The 23,960-nt window shown below is 60.7% G+C and carries 19 protein-coding genes and 4 pseudogenes; 15 read left to right on the forward strand and 8 right to left on the reverse strand.

The window, feature by feature from the left end; all coding sequences use genetic code 11:
* The 4 genes from GSQ76_RS28415 to GSQ76_RS28430 all read left to right on the forward strand — a co-directional run.
* The coding region (locus GSQ76_RS28415) for a type II toxin-antitoxin system ParD family antitoxin (protein WP_216851343.1) at positions 1-375 on the forward strand (375 nt) is incomplete at its 5' end.
* Positions 372-686, forward strand: coding sequence for a type II toxin-antitoxin system RelE/ParE family toxin (locus tag GSQ76_RS28420; protein WP_158747452.1), 315 nt, complete (start codon positions 372-374; stop codon positions 684-686). The genes GSQ76_RS28415 and GSQ76_RS28420, both read left to right, overlap by 4 nt.
* 2,816 nt (positions 687-3,502) lie before the next feature.
* Positions 3,503-4,159, forward strand: a complete 657-nt coding sequence (locus GSQ76_RS28425) for a ParA family protein (RefSeq protein ID WP_158747453.1) — start codon at positions 3,503-3,505, stop codon at positions 4,157-4,159.
* Positions 4,117-4,854: a hypothetical protein gene (locus tag GSQ76_RS28430; protein ID WP_158747454.1), complete on the forward strand. Its 738-nt coding sequence runs from the start codon at positions 4,117-4,119 to the stop codon at positions 4,852-4,854. The genes GSQ76_RS28425 and GSQ76_RS28430 overlap by 43 nt, the downstream gene beginning before the upstream one ends.
* A 104-nt stretch (positions 4,855-4,958) precedes the next feature.
* Here the strand turns inward: GSQ76_RS28430 and GSQ76_RS28435 are convergent, their stop codons facing one another.
* Together GSQ76_RS28435 and GSQ76_RS32405 are read right to left on the reverse strand one after the other, a co-directional pair.
* Positions 4,959-5,501: a hypothetical protein gene (locus tag GSQ76_RS28435; RefSeq protein ID WP_256367034.1), complete on the reverse strand. Its 543-nt coding sequence runs from the start codon at positions 5,499-5,501 to the stop codon at positions 4,959-4,961.
* Positions 5,499-5,696 (reverse strand): annotated as a pseudogene (locus GSQ76_RS32405) (hypothetical protein); the annotation flags it as partial. The pseudogene GSQ76_RS32405 and the gene GSQ76_RS28435, both read right to left, overlap by 3 nt.
* 984 nt (positions 5,697-6,680) lie before the next feature.
* Between GSQ76_RS32405 and GSQ76_RS28440 the strand changes: the two are divergent.
* The gene (locus tag GSQ76_RS28440; protein ID WP_174247418.1) at positions 6,681-7,637 is read left to right on the forward strand and encodes a replication protein RepA; all 957 of its coding nucleotides are present in this window, start codon (positions 6,681-6,683) and stop codon (positions 7,635-7,637) included.
* Between the two features lie 1,456 nt (positions 7,638-9,093).
* On the opposite strand, the gene GSQ76_RS32965 is transcribed toward GSQ76_RS28440, so the two are convergent.
* Together GSQ76_RS32965 and GSQ76_RS32970 are read right to left on the reverse strand one after the other, a co-directional pair.
* The gene (locus tag GSQ76_RS32965) at positions 9,094-9,312 is read right to left on the reverse strand and encodes an oligopeptide/dipeptide ABC transporter ATP-binding protein (RefSeq protein ID WP_408837424.1); all 219 of its coding nucleotides are present in this window, start codon (positions 9,310-9,312) and stop codon (positions 9,094-9,096) included.
* Positions 9,285-9,377 (reverse strand): annotated as a pseudogene (locus GSQ76_RS32970) (hypothetical protein); the annotation flags it as partial. The gene GSQ76_RS32965 and the pseudogene GSQ76_RS32970, both read right to left, overlap by 28 nt.
* Before the next feature lie 183 nt (positions 9,378-9,560).
* Here GSQ76_RS32970 and GSQ76_RS28455 point away from each other — a divergent pair.
* From GSQ76_RS28455 to GSQ76_RS28475, 5 genes and pseudogenes are all read left to right on the forward strand, one after another.
* A pseudogene (locus tag GSQ76_RS28455) lies at positions 9,561-10,571 on the forward strand (IS256 family transposase); the annotation flags it as partial.
* 96 nt (positions 10,572-10,667) lie between these two features.
* Positions 10,668-11,687: an IS110 family transposase gene (locus GSQ76_RS28460; protein WP_158747456.1), complete on the forward strand. Its 1,020-nt coding sequence runs from the start codon at positions 10,668-10,670 to the stop codon at positions 11,685-11,687.
* Between the two features lie 308 nt (positions 11,688-11,995).
* A pseudogene (locus GSQ76_RS28465) lies at positions 11,996-12,196 on the forward strand (transposase); the annotation flags it as partial.
* Between the two features lie 55 nt (positions 12,197-12,251).
* Complete coding sequence (locus GSQ76_RS28470; RefSeq protein WP_158747457.1) at positions 12,252-12,710, forward strand: amino acid ABC transporter permease; 459 nt, start codon at positions 12,252-12,254, stop codon at positions 12,708-12,710.
* Positions 12,707-13,438: an amino acid ABC transporter permease gene (locus GSQ76_RS28475; RefSeq protein ID WP_158747458.1), complete on the forward strand. Its 732-nt coding sequence runs from the start codon at positions 12,707-12,709 to the stop codon at positions 13,436-13,438. The genes GSQ76_RS28470 and GSQ76_RS28475 overlap by 4 nt, the downstream gene beginning before the upstream one ends.
* Positions 13,439-13,590: 152 nt before the next feature.
* On the opposite strand, the gene GSQ76_RS28480 is transcribed toward GSQ76_RS28475, so the two are convergent.
* Positions 13,591-14,064 (reverse strand): DUF3455 domain-containing protein, encoded by a 474-nt coding sequence (locus GSQ76_RS28480; protein WP_158747459.1) that lies wholly within the window; start codon positions 14,062-14,064, stop codon positions 13,591-13,593.
* Positions 14,065-14,142: 78 nt separating this feature from the next.
* Here GSQ76_RS28480 and GSQ76_RS28485 point away from each other — a divergent pair, with 78 nt between their 5' ends.
* Both GSQ76_RS28485 and GSQ76_RS28490 read left to right on the forward strand, forming a co-directional pair.
* On the forward strand, positions 14,143-14,760 hold the full coding sequence (locus tag GSQ76_RS28485; protein WP_158747460.1) for a hypothetical protein: 618 nt from the start codon (positions 14,143-14,145) through the stop codon (positions 14,758-14,760).
* 173 nt (positions 14,761-14,933) lie between these two features.
* Positions 14,934-15,776, forward strand: a complete 843-nt coding sequence (locus tag GSQ76_RS28490) for a nidogen-like domain-containing protein (RefSeq protein WP_158747461.1) — start codon at positions 14,934-14,936, stop codon at positions 15,774-15,776.
* A 248-nt stretch (positions 15,777-16,024) separates the two neighbouring features.
* On the opposite strand, the gene GSQ76_RS28495 is transcribed toward GSQ76_RS28490, so the two are convergent.
* Together GSQ76_RS28495 and GSQ76_RS32230 are read right to left on the reverse strand one after the other, a co-directional pair.
* On the reverse strand, positions 16,025-17,554 hold the full coding sequence (locus GSQ76_RS28495) for an alpha-amylase family protein (RefSeq protein ID WP_254070693.1): 1,530 nt from the start codon (positions 17,552-17,554) through the stop codon (positions 16,025-16,027).
* Positions 17,551-17,688, reverse strand: coding sequence for a hypothetical protein (locus GSQ76_RS32230; protein ID WP_254070694.1), 138 nt, complete (start codon positions 17,686-17,688; stop codon positions 17,551-17,553). The genes GSQ76_RS28495 and GSQ76_RS32230 overlap by 4 nt, the downstream gene beginning before the upstream one ends.
* A 75-nt stretch (positions 17,689-17,763) precedes the next feature.
* Here GSQ76_RS32230 and GSQ76_RS28500 point away from each other — a divergent pair, with 75 nt between their 5' ends.
* Complete coding sequence (locus tag GSQ76_RS28500; protein WP_158747462.1) at positions 17,764-19,332, forward strand: alpha-amylase family glycosyl hydrolase; 1,569 nt, start codon at positions 17,764-17,766, stop codon at positions 19,330-19,332.
* 2 nt (positions 19,333-19,334) lie between these two features.
* Here the strand turns inward: GSQ76_RS28500 and GSQ76_RS28505 are convergent, their stop codons facing one another.
* Positions 19,335-19,961, reverse strand: coding sequence for a DUF1345 domain-containing protein (locus tag GSQ76_RS28505; RefSeq protein ID WP_254070704.1), 627 nt, complete (start codon positions 19,959-19,961; stop codon positions 19,335-19,337).
* Positions 19,962-20,797: 836 nt separating this feature from the next.
* Here GSQ76_RS28505 and GSQ76_RS28510 point away from each other — a divergent pair.
* Together GSQ76_RS28510 and GSQ76_RS28515 are read left to right on the forward strand one after the other, a co-directional pair.
* Positions 20,798-21,652 carry a class I mannose-6-phosphate isomerase gene (locus tag GSQ76_RS28510; RefSeq protein WP_254070695.1) on the forward strand — a complete coding sequence of 285 codons (855 nt, stop codon included), beginning with the start codon at positions 20,798-20,800 and terminating at the stop codon, positions 21,650-21,652.
* Positions 21,649-23,925, forward strand: a complete 2,277-nt coding sequence (locus GSQ76_RS28515; RefSeq protein WP_158747465.1) for a glycosyltransferase family 4 protein — start codon at positions 21,649-21,651, stop codon at positions 23,923-23,925. Before GSQ76_RS28510 ends, GSQ76_RS28515 begins: the two co-directional genes overlap by 4 nt.
* The last annotated feature ends 35 nt before the right edge of the window (positions 23,926-23,960 follow it).

Raw genomic sequence — 23,960 nt, forward strand, 5'->3', positions numbered from 1 at the left:
GCGGCTGATGGCGCTGCGGCGGGGACGTCCGGAGGCAGGATCTCGCCGGAGGACGATGCGTCATCCATGGCGATGATCCTTTTCGGCGGGGCCGGCCTGCCCTATCATAGAGTGATGGACGGCATGACCCTTCCCCCCGAGCTCGAGCGCTTTGCCGAAGACGCGATCGCCGCCGGGCATTATCGCGACCTGGCAGAGGTGGTCGCCGCCGGTCTCAGCTTGCTCAAGCGCCAGGAGGCGGCCCGTACGGCATTCGTCACATCGCTGGATGACGCACTGGCGGACGGAGAGCGAGCCGGCTTCCTTACGATAGAGGAGGTCGAGCGCGACATGGACGACGCGATCGCGGAGGTTGCCACCAAGATCCGGTCGTGAGCGGTGCTGCCATCCTCGCACCACGCGCCCGCGCCGAGCTGGTGGAGGCGGTGCGATATCTTGCCCAGGACAGCGAAAGCGCGGCACGCGGTCTCCGCCTTGCCGTGGGCGAGGCGGCGCGTCTGATCGGTGCCCGCCCACTGGCCGGACGAGAAAGGCTGGAGTTGGCGCCAACACGGTATCGGTTCTGGTCGCTGACACGATATCCTTACATTCTGGTCTATGAAGCAGCGTCGCGGCCTCCTCGGATTGCCCGGTGTGTGCATATGGCCCGCGACTTGGAGCCACTCCTGGCAGACTTGTCAGACTAACCGTGGGCTGAAGCCAGACCGCCCCGACAGAGTTTACCTCGACCAGCAGACGCCGCGCCGCGAAGACAGTCATCAGGCCTGTGGCAAGTGTCTGTAAAACCCACTTTTCACCCTACTGCCCTGCCCTTTACGACGTCTGACACCCATTATTCCTGTTCCCAAACGCCCGTCCGGAGCATGCCACTGCCAGGCGGATTGTGGCAACTGCCTGTTTGCTTTACTTAAGTGTTGAAAATGGCTATTTTGGTGAGTCAGCCGCTTGTAGCCGCCCGGTGGCTGGGGTTGCGGCCGGCCTTCGGCAACTGCGGTCGCCTCCTTCGGGCACAGAAGTCCACCATGTTTTTAGGAAGTTAGACCGCGGTGGAGCAGTAACCGACAAATGCGATTTATGGACATAATATTCCATCCCTGATCGGATGATTTCATTTCAATGAACGGTGCGGCGCCTACGCTGGCCCGCAGGGTAGCGGCCCTGCCAGCCCATTGGATCCTCGCGCATGTCCTCCGATGCCCTTCCCTGCCTTCTTCAGCATGTCGTCGCGGAGGCTCTGGTTGGAACCCGGGCGGCGGGGCAGCCCTACAGCCAGCCGCATCAGCCTAGTTTCTCGTCGTCGGTTGGCGGAGCATCCATTGTGGGCACCTGGAGCGGGCACAGCACGTGGCTACGGGCAACATCCCGGAGGCCGATGCACTCAGTGAGGACGGGCGGTTCGTCATGGTCGCTCGCCAGAGCAGTGGCCTGATCAGTCCATATTGGGGCTTCCATCGGGCGAATTTGACTAGCCCGAACCAGATCCACGTAAAGTTCCAGCCGCAAGGTTCAGGAATCATGCTCCGAGGTGCCAGGGAACCAGCGTGTCTGTCACCCGATGCAACTGAAGGCCAACAATCATTCGATGTGACCTTCTACTCACCGAGCCAGATGGCCACGTCGAATGGGGTGCCGGGCTGGGATCGCGACAAGGTGGCACGTTGGTTGGCGCTCACGGGCGTAGCTTTTGACGTCGCAGGCTGCGCCCGTCTCAACGACGTGCACGAGTGGCGTGACGGGACGTTCGCGGTTGAGGCAGAAGACGGCAACGGCCTGACCAGCTTTGAGGGTCTTACAGCGATGAACCTGCCTAGGGCGCATCAATCTGGGAGGGGGATCTTTCGGAGGATGGTGACTGCGTCTGGCGCGTTCGCCTCGCGAAGGGCGGGGTGCGGGCGCTCAACGAGGCCGAAGCCCCTCGACTGACGATTGGACGGGGCAGGCCTGAACGTTGGCCGAGGCGTTTCGCTGCTTTTGTAAGGCCCCTCCCCTCCCCCATCCAATTGCCGCGAATCAGTAAATGCCCTCGGTCCGTCTGGGCGTAGCTCCATGTGACCTCATCCTCCCTGCTCGAACTCCCGGAGCCATCTTATTGGGACGGTTGGATCTCGAAGGCGGTATCAACAGGGCTGCGAACCAAAGCCTCGGCAGTATTGGATGCCGGCATGAGTGTCCGTGAGGCTACAAAACACTTCGACGTCGGTTCCGCCGGTATCTCGCGTTCTAGATCTCGCGTCCGCAGCGCCAGGTCCGTGCGACCCAGCGCATTGGGCAGCAATCGCCGCTTGGTCTTATCGAGGTCCAGGTCGGTTTGATCCTTGTGCCGATTGCTGAACGACCGTGCGCCACCATTGCCGAATTGCTTCCGACCTTGAGCGAAAGAGGTCATCCATTTGCCTATACGACAATGCGGCGATTTATCGCGCGGTATGGCGTGTCGGGGGCGGTCCGTGATCGGCCGTGGAAACCTTTGTGCCAAAGCGCGAAGTCTTGCAGACGGTCACTGTCCGATCCGAGCAGCCGCGATGGTGATAGCTTCCCGCCGGCATCAATGGGAGACTCGCGGCATACACATGTCGGGCGCGAGGTCGGATGGCGAGATCGAGCAGATCTGGAAGGCTCGCCAGCTGGACCGGACAGAGACGGTAGGTGTTCGACTGGGGCCGCATTGGTTGTGACTTGCTAACAGAACCTCTGGAAAGTCACCTGGCCCTATGCTGCGTTGAATAGGATACGGCACTGGCGGTGGGATCACTGCTGCAAAGATAGCAAGCACAGGTGCATCTCGAAATATATTAGAGTGAACGCTCTAGCCGTTTGACAGTGTCAAACGCAGAAAGTGTGTCCGTCACCGGGGTTGGCCCTATCAAGGCGCGAGATCATCATGTCCACCGACCCCTGACCGATATGGCGCCGGTCTTGAAGCGAAGTGGCAAGTCGTGTCGCTTAAGATGCACGAGGCTTGCTCCGCCCCTCTTAGAGCCGCCGTCTAGCACTCGGCCCACGTGGCTATCCTGCACTGCATCCACAGTTGCAGCCGCTATGCAATCCTTAAATCCTTCGTCACTCTCATGGGCGTGCTCTTAGCACCCGTTCGTCGCCGATCGTCTGCTTCGCGATCACCCTGCTTCGATTCCGTGCAGGAGGCCGCTAGTGCTTCGAAAGCATTTTGATTATTGGTGGAGCCCCTCCCTTGCGATTAAGCGGTCACGCCCACCTCGCCGCCTACGGTTTGACGGTGTCAAAGTGTCTTGTTTGACCGAAACGCGGGGATGACTGCAGCGCTGTCTTAATATCTGAACAAAATGAGCGTTAAGCCGTGTCTTGCACATGGCGTGGCAACATTAGAAGAGGGTCGACTAACGCGCGAAATAGTGTGTCCTAAGTGACGCAGTCGCCGGCGTTTGCCTGGCGAAATGGTATCTGTGTGTTCCGTTGCTCACTTATATACTCGACAAGAAGCGGTAATGTCGGAGACTGATCTGCCATCGTTAGGGGTGCCGAAATGGGCCGTGTAATTTTAGTTTCCAGTCCAAAAGGCGGAACAGGTAAGTCGGCTATATCACGACACCTACTGGTCTGTGCCCAGACCGCGGGGCTGGACGCCGTCGGTGTCGATTTTGACCCTCAAAGGTCTTTTTCGAAATGGGCGTCGGCAAGGGAGGCTCAGCGACGGGTTCGATTCCCTGATCAGATCGAGACGAAGGTTTATGAAGCGACGTTCAAGGACTGGCGCAGCGGCTTCGTACAAGCTTCAGGCGCTAGCCTTGGGATCGTCGATACACCGCCGAATGTGGAAAGTGCAGTTTCTGAAATGGGTCAAATGTCGGAAAGCGCTGATCTTGTGCTGGTGCCTTGCGGTTGCACCACCGACGATCTTGATAGCGTCGAGCCGTGGATTTTAGCGTTGCAGAGCAGAGGGGTAAAGCCAATTGTTGTCTTGAATAAGGCTAATTCTCGAGTGCTGTCGTTCAAAAAAATTCGCAGTAGATTTCTAGCAATCGGCGAGGTTTGTCCCGTCGAGCTGCCCAATCTTGAGGACTTCCATACCTTTTCAGCTGCGGGAATGACATTGCTCGACACCCAAAAGAGCCGGGGAAGGGATCCCGTGATTGACCTATGGCAATTCGTTTCCCGCTCTGTTGGCCTGGTGCCGGCATGACGGTATCTCGGGCTAAGTTGCGTGATCTTGAACCTGTCGCTGATTTGCCGCCGCCTGAGGCATTGAAAACGATCACGCCGCTCCGACTGGACGAGAGATCTGCCGAGTTGGCTAATCAGGTCGTCGTTGACGCTGAACTCGTCGACACAATTGAAACCATATTTGCGGGCAGCGGCTTCGTAAAAGATCGCGACAAAGTTCGGATGCTGGTCAATGTTCGGGCCGAGATCAACTCCAAGTGGAAGGATACTAGAGACGCCTATTTAGCTATTGGCCGCTCGCTACTGGCTTTGGATACCAAGTTTTCACGGGAAGAATCGGAGATGCTTCGGGCGAATATGGATCAAGTTTTTCCTTTCTCAGATTCCGTCGGGTCTCAGCTTCGTGCATGTGCAAGAGCGGTCGATTCCGGTCGCCTTCCATTCGAAAGCTGCCCCTCGAGCTATGCTACGGCATATCAAATCGCAATGCTCTCGGACGCTCAGCTTGAAATCGCGAAGCAGAAGGGACTGATACGGATCAACGTAACCAGGTCCGAGATCGTTAGCTTTCGTAAGGAGCTTAAGTCGGGAAGTGCTCCTGTAAACGAGGGAGAGACGAAGGCGAAGAGAGCGCTATTGTTACGAAAGCAGAAGAGACTGGAATTTAATCTCAAGCAGGTTTTAGATGAAATCGCCAGACTCGACGCTGAGTGACAATGGAGATCGGGATAAAGTACCGATCGGCTTCAAATTGCGTTACCTCGCGTTACCATGCTTTGTCACAGGTGTGTTTGGCAGCTTGAGCGCAAGCGATTTATCTAGAACGTTGGCGGCGTGCCGTCCCAATCCGTTGGCGGTTTGATTGGACAGCCTGATTGCCGCGGTCCGTGGCGACATACAGGGCAGGGCGGCTCTCGCGACCCAGCCCAGCCGGCATACACTCCTGGCCTGAGAAGGCGCCGGGAGTGGCCGTAAAGGTGCCCGTCTGGAGGTCCTTCGATTTTCATGTGGCTGGTCGGTGCGTTGATCAGGTGCTTCGACGGCGGCAGGCCAATCGTCTGTTCCGCAAGTTCCTTGGCTCTCCAGAAGGCCATGTAGGTCACATTGCTCTTGGAACCCGGCGCCAGGTAGAGCGCACAGTGGAGTAGGGCAAGGGGCCTTCGAGATCCTCCGGCCCGCTCATAGGCGTCTCCACGGGCCTGTGCATGGATGATGGCATTGGCGTCTGCCCAACCGATTTCCTCGGTCGCCATGACGGGCAGCCGACGGAAAGCGTTTCTGGCTGGTTCGCCGTCTTTGACGAGCCGGGCGATGTCGTAACTGGTCGCCGTTTCGTCGCTGGCCAGAATGCTTTTTTGCAAAGCCGAAAGCAGCCAATAATGGAAATCATCGGTGCGGTCATGGGACGCTGACCGTGCTTGGGCAACCGCGCTTACGTCCTCCACGGTGATCGGCGTGCCCGGCGCCAGCTCAAACAGCGCTTCGGCGATGCCTATGAGACAGCGGCCGTCGACACCGCACAAGCAAGGGACGAGGGCGCGGGCGTCATCGCTGAGTTCTAGGGATTGCCCCTTGTGGCTTTAGGCATGGGCCAGCAGTGCCAGCCAATCATCCGCGCCAAACGGCTCCAGCCGATATGTTTCGCAGCGGCTGAGGAGGTCTGAGACCAAATCGAACGACACGTTGGCGGTGGTGGCACCGATGAAAACGATGGTCCCGTTCTCGACAGGAGCTCCTGGACTCCGCGATTCCCATGGTGAACCGCATCGTCAAGGATCAGGGTAGTGCGTCCTGTCGCCTGCAGGTCATCCTTCGCGTCAGCGTGGATCTTGCGCAAGTCGGCGGTGCCTGAGGTGACCGCAGAGATCTTCTCGAAACGCAGGTTGCTTTTGGCCGCTATCATACTGGCAATGGTTGTTTCCCGACTCCGGCCTGGCCGTGGAGGATGCAGGACGGCGAACGGCGGAGGCCAACTTTCGACCAGGAGGGCGATCCGGTGCAAAGATCTGTCGCCGGCCCACCAGGTCCTATACCTTGGTAGGACGCAACTGCTCAGTCACAGGCTTCGGCGCTGAGATTTCGAAAAGGGACGGGAGGGCGGTTTCGGCAGAAGAACTTCCGCATCTGAGCGCGAAGGCGGGGTATGTTGCATGGTGAGGCGTTGCGTGGAGATCTTCGACCGCGTCATGGAACTGTCCTCCGCAATGTGGGCAAATCTGGATGTCGCATCCCGCTCGATATTTGGGGTGGCCCCTTGGGAAAACTGGGGACTCTACATAGCGCCAAGACGAGTCGGGCTCTCTGGTTCCAGTTGATCATGAACAGAGCCTCCGGGGACTTCACATAGACAAGTGGGGACTTCACATATTGACCCCCTGAAAGATCAAGGGGTTAAAGATCTTGTCCCGGGGACACCGCATAGACATCACTAATAGGAGTCTCAATAGACTCTTCAATTAGCCTGCTATGTGAAGTCCCCAGCGACAAAGCCCACGAACCTGTGGCAACCATCGTCTAAGATCACAGAGAGACGACGGATTATGGGCGAAATCCATGAGCTGTTACTAACCCAGGGCAAGCAGGCAACGCTTGCCAACGGGGCTAACAGGTCCGTTGTGGAGGCAGCAGCCTCCTACATGGCTGACGAGGACAGTGGCCTTGGCTTTGCTTATTCAGGCTGGGCGCAATGTGCGCTTCCGCATAAGAAAATTGCTGACGACGCTCGATGGTCGATTACGAGCGAGCGCGTTCTGCTCGTTGTTGAGCCAGGATTGAGGCGCATCAACCAAACATCTGAATTAGAGCCTATTGGCGTTCCATTTGGATCACATGCACGATTAATCCTCCTTTATTTGCAAACAGAAGCTCTGCGGACAAAGTCCCGCGAGGTGGAACTTGGCCGGTCGATGCGTAATTGGCTGGAACGTCTAAATGTCAGTTACGGCGGAAAAACCGGTCAGAGCGTGCGGGATCAGGCCGAGCGCATTTCGCGCTGCCGGCTCACATTTCATCTAACGACCGGTTCCGAAGGATCTGGCCTTGTTAACCAAAACATTGTGGATCGAGCACTCTTCATAGATGGTGACGACAAGGGCGGTCAGGGACGCTTAACACTTGAGACCGCGAAGCTCAGCGAAGGCTTCTACGAACAGCTGAAGAAGCATCCAGTCCCTTTGGAAGAATCCGCCATTCGGTCTCTCGCGAGTAATGCACCCGCCTTAGATGCTTATCTTTGGCTTGCATATAGGCTGCATGTGCTGAAATCACCTAAACTTGTGTCTTGGACTGCGCTCAAAGGCCAGTTCGGCACAGCTTACTCGAAATTGTCGTCATTCAAGCAGAACTTTACTCACACCCTTGCCATGGCTACCGCTGTTTATCCTGACGCCAAGCTGGAATTACTACCTGACGGGGTGGTTCTAAAGCCATCTAAACCACCTGTACAACCGCGCCAGATCAGCGTCCCAAAATTCTTCTTGGGCACTGGCACAGACTAGCTAAACGCTCACTGCTACACCTATGCAGCTATGTAGAGTCCCCACCTGTGGGATTCTGACCGTTGTTGCAACGTCGCACCCCACGTTGAAGCGGCCGACAACGGGTTGATCGCGATGTAGCGATCCGCAGCCGCTAGCCGCATCACCCAGCCATGTATGTGGAGTCCCCACCTGAGTGGCGAAAGCAGTTTATTGGCCACGGGCTGAGCGGCTTAGGGCATTCAGGCGCTATGTGGAGTCCCCACCAGCGGCCGTGTTCAGCCGCTATGCTGTCTAATCCGCTGAAAGCATGGCTTTTGCGATGCCCTGGGCCACCTCTTCTAGACAGCCATTCCCGAGGGGCTCGATGAGCCACAACATCTAACCAACAGCGTGGCTACTCGATCCCGGGACCTGCGCGCGGTAACAATGCCCTAGCGCATGTAAGTCTGCCGACGGTCTAGGGCACTGCGAATGCGGAAATGGGGACTCCACATAGCGCTTCCGCACTGGAAGTGGGGACTCCACATAGCGGCCCCTTAAAGCAGGCGCCGCTGATCAGGATGCAAGGGTCGCCCTGCGAGCCACTCTGTAAAGTGGTCCTATCCTGGGGACTTCACATAGCAGCCGGTCGCAAAGGCCGCCCCGGCTGATCGACGGCCGGAGTGGTGGCATCGCGGTCTTCGAGAGCTGAGAGGAAGGCCGGTTCGCCCGGTCCGCATGTCATCTCAGGGAAAGCCAGATGAGAGGTAATGTAATCGAGGGATTGGCGGAAGGTCCTTGTAAAGATTGCAAACGCTTTCCCGGATAAAGCCGCGTGGCGCTAAGCTCCTGACGGCACGTATTGTAGTCGGCTACTGGTCGCGTGCGTCGAGCATCCCTGCTTTTTGGCACCAATACCAAATTGCTGGCGGGGATGGCCCTCTGCAAAAGTGAAATCTCAGGTTGGACTGCATTAGGATCTCGCGCGGGAGCTTCACATCGGTGAACCTTCCAGTCCGCGACTGTCCGGTTGCAGGCGACCTTGCCCCCTGAAATGCCCCCGTTCTGAAATTAGGGTTCGTCAACAGGAGACGAGCAAATCGTGGGCGTGCTGAAAGAGCACCAAGCTGGTGCGACGGCAGCCGATCTGTGCCGTAGGCGGCATCAGCGAGGCGACGTTCTACACGTAGTAGGCTTGGTGAACCCCAGCGGTATGTGGCTTGTGCCGTTGGAGGCGAGGCTGCCGCAAAGCTTTCTTTGGACTCTACCGCTAGATCTTGAAGCTGTGCCTCTTCGCCGTCGCCAAGCACGGGAAGGGTCTGCGCATCCTTCCCACGCTCATCCGCGGGCTGCCACTCAGGGAAGGCGGCACGCCAACCGGGTTCAATGGGCTGCGTCCAGCGGACTCATGTGGACGACGGGAGAGAAAGCGATGGAAGAGGAATGGTCAACCCTTCCGGAGCCAGTGCTCCTGATCGAGTAGGAGACTCCCCCACTACGCGAAATGGCAAGCCGCGCTATGTCCCTCGGCCACAATTCGCAATGCCGGGTCCTCCGCGGCGCAGCGTGGCTCGGCCTGCGGACACCGGGTGCGGAAGCGGCAGCCGGTGCCGGGTCGCGCCAACTCCCCCCGAAGCGGCGGCGCGCTGGCAGGCGTGGCACCGGGGCCGAGGCGAGCAGGGCGCGTGTGTATGGATGGCGCGGACCCTGCCACAGGCTCGCCTGCCCAGCGCTTTCCACGATGCGGCCGAGATACATTACCAGCACCCGGTCGGCCATATAGCGCACCACGCCCAAATTGTGCGAGATGAACAAATAGGCCAAACCGAAGTCTCGCTTCAGGTGATAGCGTCCGTGCTGGTGGTGGAATTTCGTTGACTGAAACGGTGTAGGCGGCGGTGGTCATCGGATCGGCTGGCTAAGGTGGAGTTGCGAGCTTCAACCTGAACCGACGAGGACCCGATGACCGAGGACAGACTACCGCTGGCTGAGCTTCTGGCGAAAGCCGGAGATGGCGACTTTCTGCGCAGTGTCGCGGAGGCTGTGGTGCAGTTGCTGATGGAGACTGACGTGGAAGGTCTGATCGGCGCCGGACGGCACGAACGTACGGCCGAGCGGGCGACCTATCGCAACGGCTATCGCGACCGGACCTTAGATACGCGGCTGGGCAGCCTACAGCTGCGGATCCCCAAGCTGCGGCAGGGTAGCTACTTTCCGCCCTTCCTGGAGCCGCGCAAGACGTCGGAGAAGGCCCTGGTGGCGGTCATCCAGGAGGCCTGGATCGGTGGCGTGTCGACCCGGCGCGTCGATGACCTGGTGCAGGCGATGGGACTAGCGGGGATCAGCAAGAGCACGGTGAGCAAGCTGTGCAAGGACATCGACGACCGGGTGAACGCCTTCCTCGAACGTCCTCTTGTCGGCGACTGGCCATACCTGTGGCTGGATGCCACCTACCTCAAGCAGCGTGAAGGAGGCTAGATCAGAACTGTGGCGGTGATAATCGCCGTGGCGGTAAACACTGAGGGCAAACGGGAGATCGTGGGCCTGCACATCGGGCCTTCGGAGGCGGAGATCTTCTGGTCCACGTTCCTGAAGAGCCTGGTCAAACGCGGCTTGCGTGGCACCAAGCTGGTGATCTCCGATGCACACGAAGGCCTAAAAGCGGCGATTCGCCGGGTGCTTGGCTCAACGTGGCAAAGATGCCGCGTTCATTGGATGCGCAACGCTCAGGCCTACGTGCCGAAAGGCCAGCAGAACATGGTGTCGGCTGCCTTGCGCCAGGCGTTCACCCAACTGGACCACCCGAATGCCACCCAGACGATGCGCCACGTCGCCGACCAACTCCGCGACAAATGGCCGAAGCTCGGCGCGTTCATCGACGACAGCGAGGCCGACGTGCTGGCCTGCAGCAACTTCCCCGCCCAGCATCGGGTCAAGATCCACAGCACCAACCCGATCGAACGGCTCAACAAGATGGGATATCCCGGCCAGCAAGCCTGCGGTGGATTTCTCGCCACCACTGGCTGACGCTGTATGCCGGCATTGGTGCCAACGGACCAGGAGGCAGACATGTTCTACGTCGGTTTGGATGTTTCGGTCGCACGCACCGCTGTGTGCATCATGGACGCAGCGGGCCAGGTGATCCTCGAGCGCTCAGTCGAGAGCACGCCAGAGACGATCACCGCAACAATCAGGGCATCCGGAAAGGATGTGGAGCGCGTTGGGCTTGAAGCCGGCATCAACTCCGCCTGGATCGCCCGAGGGCTCGGCGAGGCCAAGCTGCCGGTTATCGTGATCGATGCCACCCATGCTGCCGCGGCGCTCAAGACTGGCTTTCGAAACAAGACCGACAAGAACGATGCGCGCGGAATCGCCGACCTGATGCGGGTCAACAAGTTTCGAGCCGTGTCGGTGAAGTCAGTAGCCGCTCAGCGCGACCGTGCCCTGCTGACGGTGCGCGAACAGCTCCGCCGGCAGTCGCTCGACGCACGCAACATCATCTGGTCCATCTTGCAGGTGGAAGGGCTGAAGCCGCCAAAGCTAGCCAGCCCGGCGTTCCAGGTTTTGCTGAGGCAGTCGCTGGACGACGAAGCACTGGCGCCGCTGCTGCGACCGCTCGCCGACGTCGTCGAGCACATCGACACTCGGGTTGCCAGCCTGGACAAGGAGATTGCCGCGCGAGCCAAGGCGAGCAAAGCCTGCAAACGGCTGATGACAGTGCCTGGCGTGGGCCCGCTCGTTGCCCTGACCTATGCCGCCGGCGTGGACGACCCGGCACGGTTCAGCGACTCTCGAACCGTCGGTGCTCACTTCGGCCTGACCCCGCGACGGTTTCAGTCCGGCGAGATGGATTGGTCCGGCGGGATCAGCCGTGCTGGCGACGCCGGGGTGCGGCGTGCGCTTTATCAGGCAGCCAACGTGCTCATCCATCACAGCCGTGGCTGGTGCGCCCTGAAGTCCTGGGCCGTACGCCTGGCCAAGCGCCGCGGCCTGGGCAAGGCCAAAGTCGCCCTGGCGCGCAAGCTGGCCGTGGTGCTGCACAAAATGTGGACGACGGGAGAGGACTATCGGCTGAAAGCCGCAGTCTAGCCGTCCATACCAGATCGGCCGCACGTTCGACGCGGCCGAAGAGGTCCCTCCGGGGACGGTGTTGAGGAGAGTGCGTTCTACTTCTTTGGCGGCCGCATCGCTCTTTGTGGGAACCAGACGCCACAAATAAGGAAGCACCCCTCGGCTCCTGCCCATACCCCATCCTGAGCCGACGTCCGCGGACGAGCTCGTAGAGAAGGCTGCCCCCGGGGGACACCATCATCAGCAGGCCGAGCTGGCCCGCTGCAACCTCAAAGGGACGAGGAGGCGCGATGTAGTAGTTGACGCAAGAGACCGGGATAGAGAAGAAAGAGGTCAAACGCCGGGCCGACGTTGTCGGCATCTTCCCAAACGAGGGCGCCATCGTAAGGCTGATTGGCGCTGTGCTGCTGGAGGCCAACGACGAGTGGCAGCTCCAGCATCGCTACATGCAGACCGAGGCCATGGCCGAACTCACATCGCCGACCATCGACGCAGCGCCCAACGAGATCACCACCGTAGCCGCATGATAGGTGACCACCTCAACTACACCGCAAATTCCACCACATTGACGGACGCCATCGGTTGCTCCGCAACCTGCCGTTGGTCGTGAAGATGTTCTTCTTCTATTTCGTGCTTGGCTGGCCGGAGGTTTCGGCGGCGCTAACCGCCTTGATCTTGCATCAGAGTGCCTACATCGCCGACGTGACCGCGGCCGGCCTGCGTTCCATCGAGCGTGGACAGTTCGATGCTGGGCTCGCGCTCGGATTGCGACGCATCGCGGTACTGCGTCACATTGTGCTTCCCCAACTCGCCCGCGTCGTTCTGTCGCCGATGACGACCCAGTATGTGTCGGTCGTGAAAAATACCTCGGTGGTGGCCCTGATAGGCGTCGCCGATCTGACCTTCCAAACTCAGCAAATCAACGTCGATACCTTTCGTGGCTTCGAAGCAGCGACGGCAGCGACGCTGCTCTACATGATTGTGGCGGGCGTGGTCATTGCGGGCATGGGTTGGCTACAACGCCGGCGGATCATGCCTTGAAAGCGCAGGTCTGGATTTGGCGCGCGTTCGTCGCCGTAGCGCTCGTTGCTATCGTCTGGTGGCTCGCCGCGCTGGACTGGTCACCCGTCACGCCGTCCTGGCAGTTCCTCCTGGCCGCGTTGGGCCGAAGCTGGCTGTTGGCCATCGTCTCCATGACATTCGGCAGCTTTGCCGCGATACCTCTTGCCCTGGTCCGCGCGTATGGACCGCCGTGGCCACGGCGGATGTCTGCGCTCCTGATTGAGGCGGTGCGCGCCACGCCGGAGCTGATGATAATCTTCTGGGTGTATTTCACCTTACCCATCATCACCGGCTCCGACATCAGCGCCTGGAGCGCGGCCCTAGGATCGCTGGCCGTTATCGCAGCCGCCTATCTTGCCGAAGTCGTGCGTGCGGGTCTGTCCTCTGTTCCTGCTGGACAGCGGGAGGCTGCCAAAGCCCTTGGATTGCGTCCAGTTACCGCATTCCGCCTTGTGGTTCTGCCGCAAGCATTGCGAACTATGGCACCTGCACTGATTGCTACCTTCGTTGCTTTGTTCAAGACGACATCGCTCGTCTACGCCATAGGCGTCATGGACTTTTTTCGCGCGGTCACTGTCACCAACAACGCGGTTTATGCGCCGTATCAACTTCACGTCGTGTTAGGGGGAGGTTACTTTGCGAGTTGCTGGGCCCTCACCCGCGCAATCCGATACTTCGATCCCGGCTATTCCGCGCTGGAGGGCTGAAGAGGAAGGCAGGTGGTCTCATCTCCAGCAGACAGGAATAGGCACCGAAACCTCGATCGAAGGGGTGCTGACGGCGTTTGCGGCCTACTGCAGTGACGGATCGCGCTGCACCGTCCAGGGCGCGCTTGCCGCCTTATATCGCTGATCGGCGTCTAATCCGCCTTGGGGAAGAACGTGTAGGTCGCGCTGTAATCCACGCGCGTTTCCGTGTCGACGTGCAACTGGTCGCAGCCGGCTGCTGGGGCAACTCCCCCTACCGTAGCGCTCCGTACCACATAGGCAACGCTGCTGAACAAACCCGGTCCAGAATGGCTCTTCGCAGCCAGCACCAGCCAAGGAATGGCCTTCGGCTGCGGCGACGCACTGGTCACCACTGGATCGCCGACAACCGTACTCCCATCTGTGGCCTGCCAGCTCGGCCCAGCGAAATGATGGCCGACTACGTTGCCGGCGGCATCGGTCAAGTTGGCGTCCGGCGCTTTGAGACGCCAGGCGTAACCGCCGCCGGCGGTCGTGCAGCTGTAGATTTGGACGCCCTCTCCTTTGAGGACTATCGCCGGTGACGCAGCGAAGGCGTAACAGGCGGTGGTAAGCACGAACGCGCCGATTGCCACGACAAGCTTCATATTGGGACTTTCAGTTCTAGGCATGATCGTAGCATGAGGCGAGGCGGGTCAAGGGTAGGTGCGTGTGGAGGAGACGTCTTGAAAAGCTTGCTACTGGCGACGGTGATTTTTATCGGCCTGCTTGGCTCTCGTGCCGGCCATGCCGCGTCTCAGCCATCTGCGAACCCGATTTCCTTCACATGCCCCGTCACTGGGACAATCAGCGTCATCCAAACTGAGGATGGAAAGCGACACAGAACGGAATGGCTTGGAAGCGCGTCGGATGATCCCGACATGTGCCTGCTGAAGCCCTACAAGAACGGCCAACCCGGAGAGACAATCGGGCGTATCTTCGGCCGCTGGCCTGCGAAATACACCCGCACTACGGCGGACGAAGCCGCAACCTTTCGCAGCGCCATGGACGGCTTCATGCGACACCATGCTTCCATGGCACAATTTATCCTTAGGGGACGCACGGGGGAACAAACCGTTCAGATCTGGACGCTCGATGGTGAGGAAACCCTCAAAATCGGGGATGATACGGTCCGGGCTGTAAAGATCCACGTGAACTATATCTACTCAGGGTCGACAATAATGTATTGGACCAACCTATGGTTTGATCCAGAGCATAATCTGTTTGTAAAGTCGGAAGGTTCGCTGGAACGATCTCGTTCCTACACTTGGTCGATGGTGAAAATTCAGAGCCAAGGCGGCTAGGACGGGCATGACACGTTACCGGATGTCTGGGATGACTAGCTCGTTCGACCACGCCCCGAAACAGTCGGAATTCCTTACGGTTCGGAGCCGGAACCGATATAAGTACTTGAAAACTTTTGCTGGCACGTATGTTGCCTACTCCGAGTTGGATTAGTGCAGTTACGGAGATTTTAATGCGCGCGTGGGCCATATGTATTACAGCCGTCGCTCTTGCGGGGCCGGCGATAGCCGGGCCAGTAGACCTCGATCCCGCATTCCAAGCGAACACATTTCCAGCAAATGACGATGGTGCAACCGGCGCTATCTCGCTTGGTTTTGCCGCCAACTTTTTCGGGACAACCTATACGCAAGCGTATGTGAGCAACAACGGTTATATCACCTTCAACACTGGGCAGGGCACTTACACCCCTTCTGGGCTTGGCGCGAGTTATTCGGGTCAGCCGATCATCGCCCCGTTCTTCGCCGACGTTGACACCCGCGGCAGCGGTAGTGGCCTTACCAGCTATGGTACTGACACCTATAACGGCTTTACCGCGTTCGGGGCGACTTGGCCCGCCGTTGGATATTTCGGTGGGCATACGGATAAGCTCAACACGTTCCAGGTCATTCTGGCCGATCGAGCCGACGTCGGTGCCGGCGATTTCGATATTTATTTCAACTACAACTCGATCCAGTGGGAGACGGGCGACGCAAGCGGTGGCTCGGACGGTTTGGGCGGGGTGTCTGCCGCAGCCGGCTACAATGCCGGGCAGGCGGGTGACCCGCCGGGCACCTACGACCAACTCGACGGATCGTTGGTGAACGGCGCTTTCCTCGATGGCGGACCGGATGCACTTGCGTCCAACACCAACGACGGCGTGACTGGCCAATATCTTTTCGAGGTTCGCGACGGTGCCGTGATCACGCCGCCGCCGCCTACGTCCGTGCCTGAGCCGGTTTCCGCTGTGCTTCTGGGTGCAGGGCTGGTTGCGGTCGGCATGGTTCGGAAGCGTCGCGGCAACCCTACCGCCGCGTAGGTTGGATCCCGCTTGCCTTTCCCAACGACGGGAGAGGCGAGCGGGATTTATGCCAACGATCACGGAGGCCAGGCGACTTTTGCCTTATCCTCGGCACTGCTGCTCCTTTCCGGGCTTGAACGAAGGGCTTGCGCACAATGCGCTGGGGACGGTAGGCCGCGGGGTCTGCAAGCTCTGCAACGGGTGAAAAACCTCGTAGGATCTACCTATCGATGCTCCGTCGCGCCGATGACCTGACAGTTGCGCAATCAAGCCTCGGTGCGACGGAGCAAGTAATCCAGGCCGCCGACGCGAAACCAGCGGTAGCCGTAGGGCTCCATCAGAATGCAATGGGTTCCATTTGCATCCGGTGTGCTGTTATCCGCGCTCAATAGATTGACCAGCAGTCCGTCATGCAGACCGTGGACGCCGGGTCGCACGTGGACCTCCTGGGGCGCCGCGCCAAGGTTGTGGACGACGACCACGGCATTGTTGCGCCAGACGTAGCGCAGCGCGAATATGTCGGGACGGCCGCAATCCAGTACCTCGAACTCCCCCCAGCCGATCTCTGGCACCTCCTTGCGCATGCGCAGCAATCGCTCGGTCCAGTTCAGCAGCGACGCCGGGTCGTGGCGTTGGGAGGCGACGTTTAGATGGGCGTAGCCGTAGGGACCATGGTCAATGACCGGCAGCGGCGGGTCCTCGCCGGACGTAAACCCGGCGTGGCGTTCGCCCGACCACTGCATCGGGGTGCGCGCGCAATCGCGCTCTGGCAGATCCAGGTTTTCGCCCATGCCGATCTCGTCGCCGTACCGGATCACCGGCGTGCCGGGTAGCGTCAGCATGAGGCTGTAGGCCAATTCGAGCCGACGCCGGTCCCCCTGCAGCATTGGCGCCAGCCTGCGCCGGATGCCGCGTCCGTAGAGTTGCATGTCCGCCGCGGGGCCAAAGGCAGCAAAGACGCTGGCGCGCTGTGCCTCGGATAGCCGGCCGAGATCGAGCTCGTCATGGTTGCGTAGGAAAACCGCCCATTGCGCGGTCGCCGGGCGGCTTTCCGTTGCCTTCAGCGCCGCTGCCAGCGGCCCGGAATCTGTGGTGGCAAGTGCGTAGAAGAGGTATTGGTTGACCTGGAAGTTGAACATGAGCTGAAGACGCTCACCACTTGCGCCGAAGTAGTTCATGTCGGTATCCGGCAGCACGTTCGCCTCGGCCAGAACCACGGCATCGCCCTGTCGCCACTGCAGAAATTCACGAAAGGTGCGCAGCATGTCGTATTGCTGGGCGGGCTCGGAAATACCCGCGCCCTTCTTGGCGATGACGAACGGAACGGCGTCCATGCGAAAGCCGGACACACCGAGTTGCAGCCAGAACCCCATGATCTTAAGGATTTCGGCCTGCACCAGCGGGTTGCTGGTGTTGAGGTCGGGCTGAAACTCGTAGAAACGGTGGAAATAATACTGTTTGGCGACTGGATCCCGTGTCCAGGTTGTCTTCTGCACGCCGGGGAACACCACGCCGTCCGTCGCATGGGCCGGCTTCTTCGCGGACCAGACGTACCAGTCGCGATACTGCGAGTTCGGGCCGAGTCTGGCATCCTGAAACCACGGATGCTGGTCGGACGTGTGGTTGACCACCAGGTCGATCAGGACGCGGATCCCCCGCTGCTTGCAGCCATGGGTGAATTCCACAAAATCCCCCAGCGTGCCGTATCGTGGATCGACGCCGTAATAATCGCTGATGTCGTAGCCATCGTCGCGCTGCGGCGAGGGTTGGAACGGCATGAGCCAGATGGCCGTCACGCCCAGGCCTGAAGGTAGTCCAACCGGCGAAGCAGACCGACAAAGTCACCGACCCCGTCCCCGTTCGAGTCCATGAACGTCTCGACGGAGAGGGAGTAGATGATGGCGTTCTTGTACCAGAGGTCTGAGATCAACGGAGAACTCCTGTTCGGACGGTGAACATTGCGCGCTGTGGCGCGTTCTGTCGCGCAGGTTCTGGGGAACGCGGCATGGAGTGGTGGCAGACTGGGATCGTCTACCAGGTTTATCCGAGGTCGTTCCGTGACAGCGACGGCGACGGAACGGGCGACCTGCCGGGCATCATCGCGGGGCTGGAGCATCTGGTCTGGCTCGGCGTGGACGCGGTGTGGATTTCGCCGGTCTACCCATCCCCGATGACCGATTTCGGCTATGATGTGTCCGATTACTGCGCGATCGACCCGTTATTCGGCACGTTGGCCGATTTCGACACCCTGGTCGCCCGGGCGCATGCGCTGGGGTTGCGGGTGATCCTGGATTTCGTCCCGAACCATACCTCCGACCAGCATGAGTGGTTCATCGACAGCCGAAACCGCCGTAATGGGCGTGAGGACTGGTATATCTGGCGCGATGCAGCGCCGGGTGGCGGTCCACCCACCAATTGGCTGTCGAATTTCGCCGGGCCGGCCTGGGGGTGGGACGATCGGCGCGGCCAATACTACTACCACGCATTTCTGCCGACCCAGCCCGACCTGAACTGGCGCAACCCCGCAGTCGTTGCAGCCATGCACGACGCCATGCGGTTCTGGCTGCGGCGCGGCGTGGATGGGTTCCGCGTCGACGTCATGTGGATGATGATCAAAGACGATCAGTTCCGCGACGATCCACCGAACCCGGCGTGGCATCCTGGCATGTCGTCGCATGACCGGTTGCTGCCGGTCTACACCGCAGACCGGCCGGAGGTGCACGACGTGGTGGCCGGCATGCGGGCCGTCACCGACGAGTTCCCGGCCCGCGTATTGATCGGTGAACTTTACCTGCCGATCGACCGGCTCGTCACGTATTACGGGCTGGATGGGAAGGGCGCGCAGCTTCCGTTCAACTTCCAGCTTCTGCTGCTGCAGGATTGGTCGGCATCGGCGATCGCAGACATCATCACGCGCTATGAGGCCGAGTTGCCGCCTGGCGCCTGGCCCAATTGGGTTTTGGGCAACCATGACCGGCCGCGCATCGCCAGCCGGATTGGACCGGCGCAGGCGCGTGTCGCAGCGATGCTGCTGTTGACGCTACGGGGAACGCCCACGGTCTACATGGGGGAGGAATTGGGCATGATCGACACGCCGATCCCGCCTGCCGCGGTGCGCGACCCGGCGGAGTTGCGCGAACCTGGCAAGGCCCTGGGCCGCGACCCAGAGCGCACGCCGTTTCCCTGGACGGACGCCCCGGGCCATGACTTCACCACCGGCACACCGTGGCTACCATTCGGCGCCGATACCCCGTTGAGCCAGCAACGGGAGGATGCCGGGTCGATGCTGCAACTCTATCGCCGGCTCACTAGCCTGCGCCGGGCAAATCCCACGCTGGCAACGGGCGCCATCACCAACGTGCGTGCCGATGGCCCGGTGTTGCGTTACGAGCGCACGCTGGGCGATCGGAAGAGCCGTGTCGTTCTCAACCTCGGTGTGTTGCCGGCCGCGGGGTGGGGCGGCGGCAAGGTCGCGGCCAGTACGCATAGCGGGCGGGTCGGTACGGCGTTGGAGGGTGGCTGGTATCTTCAGCCAAACGAGGGGGTCGTTTTGGACATCGAGCCTCCGGGTTAACCTCAGCCGGCCAGCGAGGCCGCGATGTTCACGCCAAGCGCGATGATGGCGGTGTTAAAGAGATAGCCGACCAATGAGTGAGCGAGGACGAGGCGCCGCATTGCCGCGGATTGCGTCGAGACGTCGCTAACCTGGAAGGCGACGCCCATGCAGAAGGAGAAATACAGGAACTCGGAATAGCCCGGCTCGTCATTGCCCGGGAAATTCAGCGCCCCACCGTGACCCCAGTATTCATGGGCGTAGTGGGTTGCGAAAATCGTCTGGATGAAGAACCAACTCAACACAACGGTGACACCGGAGAGCAGGCCGAGCCAGCCCGCGTGAGGCGAACCGTGCGCGTTGGCCAGTTCGGCAACGATGGCACCCAGTGAGGCGATGGCGGCAAATACCGTGATCCACAAGACGCCCCAGCGCCCCTCATCCAACTTTGCCGCCACGCGGCGAATGCCCTCGGTGGTGGACCGCCAGACACTCAAGGTGAAGACGGCGGTATAGGCCAGGATCCCCAGGTCCCAACCGACAAGGCATGACGTAATCGGGTCGAACCGGGTTAAACACACGGCGGAGCAAACGACGGCGACACCAATGCCGGCGATGAATGAGGGCCGGCGGCGCAGATGCTGAAGCACGTAGAACAAAGCGGGGATTACCTGGGGGCGATGGGGTCGGGCTCAGCAAATGAACTTTTCGCAGACGCCCTGCGTAGAGCTACTTTGGTGAAAAAGAAACATTATGTTGAGAATAGCACTCGTTGTGACCGCCATCGCGATATCGTGCGGTGCTGCATCCGCCCAGCCGGCCCCGGCCGCCGCTGCTTCCCCGGAAAAGCCGATCGATAACGGCCCAACGTCGCCGGGGTCCGACCGCGCGTATCAGGGCGGTGGTGTGGTTCTGCAGGGGGCGCCGGGGGCTCCCGCGCCCAAACCGGAGCCGACGCCCGCCGGGCAGGCGCCGGCTGGGTCGCTAGATCCGGCGCCTTCGTCGCAATCACCGGCCAGCGCGCCGTCCAAGGCCGCCGACGACTGATGCGGCAACGTGCGGCGCAGATGTCGCACATCGGACTTAGGTATGACCTAGTCGGCTTGATGGCGTATGACGCTCATCATCCGGCTCTTGGGTAACATGCGCGCTATGTGAGGTCGCTCAGATAGCGCGCTTCGGTTGGGCTGCCCCGCTGCGTTAGCGGCAGAGCGGCAGCATATGTGCTTCGCCCGCATCGCTCGAATACCCCGCCGAGCCATCGTTCCGAAAGAAAAACCCGACGACCAAGCTGTATTATTGACTAATTCGGCAATAATTCTGTGTTGATGCGGAACTAGCTAAAACCTAACGTAATCGAAAGTCAATTGTTGGATTGCCAAGCTTACAGCTCGTAATCCATCATTTATTATCATCTGTCTCTCAAATTTCCGAAACAAAACATTATATACGCAACATGACGATAGAGCGGGCCACCATTCAGTCTGTGGCTAAGCCCTGGGGCAGCGCAGATCGTCTCCCATGGAGCAGCGCCGAGCCGGACACGATCATCGGTGAAATTTGGTTCGGACGGGCGGGTGCGACCGCTGAAACCTCATCGCTCCTGCTGAAATTGCTGTTCACCCAGCAGGCGCTGTCAATCCAAGTGCATCCCGATGATGCCATGGCCCACACGATGGGTCTTCCTTGGGGCAAGTCGGAGGTTTGGTATGTCCTATCCGCCGAACCCAGCGCCAAATTGGCCCGGGGGCTTCGGACCGCACTCACGCCGGACGGGCTGCAGGCTTCGATTATCGACGGCAGCATCCAGCAATTGGTGAATTGGCACGGCGTCCAGGCTCACGACACGATTGATATACCGGCCGGGACGATCCACGCCCTGGGGGCGGGCCTCGTCGTGGCGGAGTTGCAGCAACGCAGCGACGCGACGTTCCGGCTATTCGATTATGGCCGCGACCGCACGCTACACGTCGATCTCGGCGTCGCCGCAGCGATTCTGAGCCCAAGCGACCCCACCCCGGCACCACGACGACTGACACCGGCCCGCGTACTTCTGGCGGCGTCTCCATACTTCGTCTTCGAACGGATCGAACTAGAGGCTGGCTCCCGCTGGGACATCGATGCAGCGGTGGAAACCTGGCTTCTGGTGATTGAAGGGGCGGCCACGATCGGTGACGTTCAGGCCGCAATTGGGGAGGCGGTGTTCCTCGATCAGGACCGGGCGGTGATCACGCCGGGTGCATCTGGCATGACGGCATTGGTCGGGATCGCCTCCCCCATCCCGGCGGAGAATTTGCTAACCGAAATTCTATCCCCCCACTTCAGCGAGGCCCAGGCATGACTCAACTTCGGCGGCTTGCGTTCATTGGCAACGCGCTGCCGAGGCGCTGCGGGATCGCCACCTTCACCACGGACCTACAGCAGGCGGTGGACGCATCAAGCCCCGATATCGAAACCTGCGTCGTCGCCATGAACGATCATGGTCGCAGCTACGATTACCCGGCCGCCGTCGGCTTCGAAGTCGATGACACCAATATCGACGACTACATCCGCGCAGCCGCTTTCCTCAATGCCGGCCATTTCCAGGCCGTGTCGCTGCAGCATGAATTCGGGATTTTCGGCGGCGAGGCCGGCAGCCATATCATGGCGCTGCTATCGCGGCTGGTCATGCCCATCGTGACCACCCTACACACCGTGGTTGCCAAGCCCACGCCCGCCCAGCGCGATGTATTGGAGCAGATCGCCGCCGTTTCCACACGCCTCGTCGTGATGTCGGAAAAGGGGCGGGAGTTGCTTTGCTCGGTCTATCAGGTTCCCCCAGGCAAGATCGATGTCATCGCCCATGGCATCCCCGACTTCCCGTTTTCGGAGCCCGACATCGCCAAGGCGGAACTTGGCTTCAGCGGGCGGCCGGTAATCCTGACATTCGGCCTGCTGTCGCCGAACAAGGGGATCGAGGTGATGATCGACGCGATGCCCGCCATACTCGCCAGCGTACCGGATGCGGTTTACGTCGTATTGGGCGCCACGCACCCGAACCTGGTGCGCGACCAGGGCGAGACGTATCGGGACAGCCTCATCAGCCGCGTGCATGCGGCGGGTGTCGACAACCACGTGGTGTTCCTGGACCAGTTCGTCGACCAGTCCACCCTGCTGCGCTTCATCTCGATGTGCGACGTCTATGCGACGCCGTATCTGAGCGAGGCGCAGATGACGTCGGGTACGCTGTCCTACAGTTTTGGGCTGGGTAAGGCCGTCGTTTCGACGCCCTACTGGCACGCGCAGGATCTGCTGGCGGACGGGCGTGGCGTGCTGGTGCCGTTTGGCGACGCCGTCGCGATGGGGCGGGAAGTCGCGGGGCTGCTGCTGGATGACGACCGCCGGCTTGCCATGCGGCAGCGCGCGCATGCCGGCAGCCGCTCGATGACCTGGGCCAGCACGGCGCTGAACTATCTCGCCACGTTCGAGCAGGCGCGCCGCACCCGGCGCCTGAAGGTGGTGACCGAACTGAACCAGCCGCCGCCGCCGCGGGAAAGCCGGCCGATCCCCGGCATGGCGTCCATGCATCTCGTGTCGATGTGCGATGATACCGGGCTGTTCCAGCACGCCGTGCATTCGGTGCCCGATCGCGTCCATGGCTACTGTGTCGACGACAATGCTAGGGCGTTGCTGGTGGCCTGCGGATTGAACGCGCCGGGCGAGGAAAGCCTGCCCGATGCGCTGACGGCGCGGTTCGCCTCGTTCATTCAGCACGCCTGGAACCCACGCACCGGGCGGTTCCGCAATTTCATGGGGTTCAACCGGGTGTGGTTGGAGGAGCAGGGCTCCGAAGACAGCCATGGCCGTGCGCTGTGGGCACTCGGCGAATGCTCCCGCAGCGACAGCAGCGGGTCCCGGCGGCGCTGGGCCGCTGCGTTGTTCGCCGAGGCGTTCGCCGCCACCGAAGGGTTCAGTTCGCCACGGGCCTGGGCGTTCACGCTGTTGGGGTTGGACGCCTATTGCCATGTCGCGCCGGGCAATGCCCGCGCCGCGCAGACACGTCGCCTGCTGGCGGACCGACTGGCGGCTCTCCTATCCGCAGTCGGGCACGCGGACTGGATGTGGTTCGAAACAGGCTTGTCCTACGACAATGCACGCCTGTCTCAGGCCCTGCTGGTCACCGGTGCGGCGCTCGGCGTGCCATCCTTCATCGATGCCGGGCTGCGGTCGCTGCGATGGCTGATGGCGGTGCAGACCTCACCGGCGGGTATGTTCCGCCCAGTCGGGTCGGAGGGGTTCGGCGACCAGTTGATGCGCCCCAGGCCGTTCGACCAGCAGCCGCTGGAGGCCACGGCCACCATTGCCGCCTGTCTCGCCGCCTGGCGGGCCGATGGCGACCCACGGTGGAAGACCGATGGCGACCGGGCGTTCGCTTGGTTTCTGGGCGATAACGATCTGGGGGCGCCGCTGGTCGATCCAGATACCGGAAGCTGCCGCGACGGCCTGCACCGCGACCGCGCGAACGAGAATCGCGGCGGCGAATCGGCGGTATCCTATCTTCTGGGCCTGTTGGAGATCCGGCAGACAGAGCGCATCAACCAGCCGCATGTGAAACTGGCTCCGGGCCCGTTATAGACCAGTGAGCGTGCCCGATGCTGCCCTCACTGGTT

The organism is Acidisphaera sp. L21 (assembly GCF_009765685.1).
Classification (GTDB): domain Bacteria; phylum Pseudomonadota; class Alphaproteobacteria; order Acetobacterales; family Acetobacteraceae; genus LMUY01.